The 3,363-nt window shown below is 73.4% G+C and carries 4 protein-coding genes; 2 read left to right on the plus strand and 2 right to left on the minus strand.

The genetic code is table 11. From position 1 onward, the window contains the following. Both dapC and fdxA read right to left on the minus strand, forming a co-directional pair. On the minus strand, nt 1-959 hold a 959-nt coding region (dapC, locus tag ACWGIU_RS33225; protein ID WP_453711824.1), incomplete at its 3' end, for a succinyldiaminopimelate transaminase. Between the two features lie 107 nt (nt 960-1,066). After that, nucleotides 1,067-1,396 (minus strand): ferredoxin, encoded by a 330-nt coding sequence (gene fdxA, locus ACWGIU_RS33230; protein ID WP_030011906.1) that lies wholly within the window; start codon nt 1,394-1,396, stop codon nt 1,067-1,069. 117 nt (nt 1,397-1,513) lie between these two features. Between fdxA and ACWGIU_RS33235 the strand changes: the two genes are divergently transcribed. Both ACWGIU_RS33235 and ACWGIU_RS33240 read left to right on the plus strand, forming a co-directional pair. Beyond that, the gene (locus tag ACWGIU_RS33235; protein ID WP_453711825.1) at nt 1,514-2,500 is read left to right on the plus strand and encodes a GNAT family N-acetyltransferase; all 987 of its coding nucleotides are present in this window, start codon (nt 1,514-1,516) and stop codon (nt 2,498-2,500) included. Beyond that, nucleotides 2,497-3,291 carry a transglutaminase family protein gene (locus ACWGIU_RS33240; protein ID WP_453711826.1) on the plus strand — a complete coding sequence of 265 codons (795 nt, stop codon included), beginning with the start codon at nt 2,497-2,499 and terminating at the stop codon, nt 3,289-3,291. Before ACWGIU_RS33235 ends, ACWGIU_RS33240 begins: the two co-directional genes overlap by 4 nt. Nucleotides 3,292-3,363: the final 72 nt, after the last annotated feature.

Below are 3,363 nucleotides of genomic sequence, written 5' to 3' on the forward strand. Positions count from 1 at the left end.
GTGTCCCAGCAGGGCTCGTCGCGGGTCACCCACAGGTACAGGCTCGCCTCGCTGTGCTCGACGCGGAAGCCGTGCGCCTCCAGGGCCGTACGCAGCGCCGCGCGGCGGGCCGCGTAGCGCTCGCGCTGCTCCTCGACGTGGGTGTCGTCGCCGAGCGCGGCGACCGTGGCGGCCTGCACCGGGGCGGGGGTCATCATGCCGCCGTGCTTGCGGATCTCCAGCAGCTCGCCGAGCACGTCCGCGTCGCCGGCGACGAAGGCCGCCCGGTAGCCCGCCAGGTTGGATCGCTTGGAGAGGGAGTGGACGGCGACGATGCCCTCGTACGAGCCGCCGCAGACGTCGTCGTGGAGGACGGAGACGGGCTCGGCCTCCCAGCCCAGCTCCAGGTAGCACTCGTCGCTGAAGAGCAGGATCCCGTGCTCGCGCGCCCAGGCCACGATCCGGACGAGGTCCTCCTTGGCGAGGACCTTGCCGGTGGGGTTGGAGGGGGAGTTGAGCCACAGCAGCTTGACGCCGGCCGGGTCGAGCTCGGTCGGGTCGTCGTAGACGACGGCCTCCGCGCCGCACAGTCGCGCGCCGACCTCGTACGTGGGGTAGGCGAGCCGGGGGTAGGCGACCTTGTCCCCGGCGCCCAGGCCGAGCTGGGTCGGCAGCCAGGCCACCAGCTCCTTGGAGCCGACGACCGGCAGGACGTTGCGGTGTCCGGCGGCGCTCGCGCCGAGCCGGCCGCGCACCCAGCCCGTGATCGCGTCGCGCAGGGCGACGGTTCCCCACACGGTCGGATAGCCCGGGGAGTCGGCGGCCTCGATCAGCGCGCGCCGGATCAGCTGCGGGACCGGGTCCACGGGCGTGCCGACCGACAGGTCGACGATGCCGTCCGCGTGGGCCGCCGCCGTGGCCTTGTAGGGCTCCAGCTTGTCCCAGGGGAAGGCGGGAAGACGGTCGGATACTGCGGCCACGGTGGTCTCTGCTCTCTCTGAGTGCTGGTGTGTGCGGGTCGGAAAACACGTCGGTCCCGTGCGGCGGGAAGGCCGTACGGGACCGAGGGGCGCGTCTGCCTGAAAGGTCAGTGCTCGCCGTTGATACCGGCGGGCAGCGCCGCGACGAAGGGGTGATCGCGCTCGATCAGGCCGAGCTTGGAGGCACCACCGGGCGAACCGAGCTCGTCGAAGAACTCGACGTTCGCCTTGTAGTAGTCCTTCCACTCCTCCGGAGTGTCGTCCTCGTAGAAGATGGCCTCGACCGGGCAGACCGGCTCACACGCACCACAGTCGACGCACTCGTCCGGGTGGATGTACAAGGACCGCTGGCCCTCGTAGATGCAGTCGACGGGGCACTCTTCGATGCATGCCTTGTCCTTGACGTCGACACAAGGCTCCGCGATGACGTAGGTCACGCTCTCGTTCCTCCTCGGTAGGGCTTTCCATATCGCGCGGGAGCGCGGCGTCGTCGATGCCCGCACCTAGTATCTCCGTTCCCGGGCACGATCCGAACAGGAGGGGCGGACAGAGCTGTGGAAATCACTGCCGGTGGACTGCTGGAGGTCCGTATTACCCCGGCTGACGTGGGTAAACGAGTCTCTGTACGACGGGTGGAGGCTGTAGTGAGCGGATCACCCGAGTTCACGGACACGGTCGGGGTTCTCACATCCTGGGACCAGGGTGTGCTGCTGATCACAAAGAAGGACGGGCAATCGGTCCGTATCGCGGAATCCTCGCTGGTGGCGGGCAAGATCGTGCCCCCGGCGCCGGCCCGGCGGCGGGGCCCCGCGGCCTCCTTCGAGGAGCTCGCGCGGGTCGCCGCGCGGGCCTGGCAGCCACTGGAGAGCGAGCGGCTGGGCGACTGGACGCTGCGGGCGGCCGCCGGATTCACCCGGCGGGCCAATTCCGTGCTGCCGCTCGGCGACCCCGGGATACCGCTGGAGGATGCACTCGCGCGAGTGACGTCCTGGTACGCGCGGCGGTCGCTGCCGGCGTATGTACAGGTCGCGACCGGGGCCGCCGGCACCCAGGAGATGCTCGGCGCGGAGCTGGAGCGGCGCGGCTGGGCGTCGGAGGTGTCGGCGGAGGTACGGATCGGGGCGCTGGCCCCTGTGGGCGACGTGGACGCGCCCGCGGCCGGGGCCGTGCGTCTGACGCGGGTCCCCGACGAGGAGTGGCTCGGGCGCTACGGGAAGGTGCGGGACCCGGACCTGGCCCGGCGGATGCTGGTGGAAGGGCCGTCGGTGTGGTTCGCGGCGCTGTCCGGGGGCCGGGCGATCGGGCGGTGCGTGGTGGACGGGCGGTGGGCCGGCTTCGCGGCGGTGACGGTGGATCCCGCGCACCGGCGGGAGGGCCTGGCGACGGCGGTGATGGCCGCGCTGGCCCGGCGGGCGCTGGAGGAGGGCGCGTCGGCGGCGTGGCTGCAGGTCGAGACGGACAATCCGGGAGCGCTGGCCCTGTACGACGCGCTGGGCTTCGCGAGGCACCACACGTACCACCACTACCGGGCGGCCTCGTGAGTGCGGCGGCCTGGCGGGAGCAGTTCGCGGCCGAGGCCCGGGCGGAGCGGCCCGACCTGGCGCTGCTGTGCCTGCTGCTGGCCACCGAGGGAGACCCGGAGCTGGACGAACCCGCCATGGACCGGGCCCAGATGGAGCTGGACCGGCTGGCCGGGCTGCTGCCGTACGGGCTGCGCGGCGGGCGGGCGTGGGCGAACGCGGTGACGGAACTGCTGGGCGGGCGCCTCGGGTTCCACGGCACCCCGGCGGACTACGACCGGCTGTCGTCCTCGCTGCTGCACGAGGTGCTGAGGCGGCGGCGCGGGCTGCCGATCCTGCTGTCGGTGGTGTGGCTGGAGGTCGCCCGCCGGGCCGGGGCGCCGGTGTACGGGCTGGGGCTGCCGGGGCACTTCGTGGTGGGCTTCGGGGACCCGGAGGAGGGCGTGGTGGTGGACCCGTTCGCGGGCGGCGCGTCCCTGGGCACCGGGCCGGCCGAGCTGGCGTCGGGGCCGCGCGAGCCTGCCCGGACGCTGGACATCGTGCGGCGGATCCTCGCCAACATCCGGGCCTGGGCCTCGGCCCGCCCGGAGCAGTCGGGGGTGGCCCTGTGGGCGGTGGAGCTGTCGCTGCTGCTGCCGTCGCATCCGGCGGCGCTGCGGTACGAGCGGGCGCGGCTGCTGGTGGAGCGGGGGGCCTTCCGGGAGGGGGCGGCCGAGCTCGACGCGTACGCCGGGGTGGTGTCCGCGGTGGACGCCGACGCGGCGGCCCGGATCCGTGCGGAGGCCCTCTCGGCCCGCGCCCTGCTGAACTGACCGGGGTTCCGCCCCGCCCCTCGAACGCCGGGCCCGCTCCGGGCGTGCCGGACACCGGGCTCCGCCCGGACC

This window comes from Streptomyces sp. NPDC054840 (genome assembly GCF_053611065.1).